The organism is Intrasporangium oryzae NRRL B-24470, assembly GCF_000576595.1.
In the GTDB taxonomy this organism is placed as follows: domain Bacteria; phylum Actinomycetota; class Actinomycetes; order Actinomycetales; family Dermatophilaceae; genus Intrasporangium_C; species Intrasporangium_C oryzae.
In genome coordinates this window covers 1-687 of sequence record NZ_AWSA01000119.1, presented here as the reverse complement: position 1 = coordinate 687, position 687 = coordinate 1, and the positions used below count along the sequence as shown (strand labels likewise).

Sequence of the window (687 nt, the reverse complement as noted above, 5' to 3'; positions counted from 1 at the left end):
GCCGGCGAACGAACCGACACCTTCGGCGTGCCGCCTGCCGCGGCCGATGCCGGTCTCGTTGTCCCAGATCAGCCGGCGCGGGACCCGACCGAGCTGTTGCAGCAGCTCCCACATCCCCAGCAGCAGGTCCGGCGTGTGCCGGGTCGGGATCATCCGCCCCAGCATGTACCGGGAGTGCGCGCACGTGATCACCATGACCGGCAGCAGCGTCTTGGTGTCGTCCTCGAGCGGGATCTTCCGCGGCGGGAACCACAGGTCGCACTGCGCCGCATCCCCCGGCAGCCACATCAGCCGGTCCGCGGGGTCGACCGGCCGATGTTCCGGCCGCAGCCGTCGCACGTTGTCCCGGAACCACGTGATCGACCCCGTCCAGCCGACCCGCTCGGCGATCACGGTGGCCGGCATGTCCGGCGTGTCCCTCAACAGTCGCCGCACGGCCGGCTCGAACGGCGTGAACGACGTCGGCACGGGCGGCCGCTCGTACCTCGGTGGCCGGTCCGAGGCCAGCGCCCGCTCGACCGTCGACCTACCGATCCCCAGATCCCGTGCGACCTGCCGCTGCGGAACACCATCCGCGACCAGCCGCCGGATCAGAGCCCAATCCTCCACAGAGATCACCCATCCAATCTGTCTGGGTGGCCTCGTTTTCGACCGTCGCTATGGCCTCGTTTTCAAGCGTCGTCGACA

General features: G+C 69.6%; 1 protein-coding gene. It reads right to left on the bottom strand.

The window, feature by feature from the left end; all coding sequences use genetic code 11:
• Positions 1-618 (bottom strand): helix-turn-helix domain-containing protein (locus tag N865_RS21310; protein ID WP_034810289.1); only part of this gene is annotated, 618 nt, incomplete at its 3' end.
• Positions 619-687: the final 69 nt, after the last annotated feature.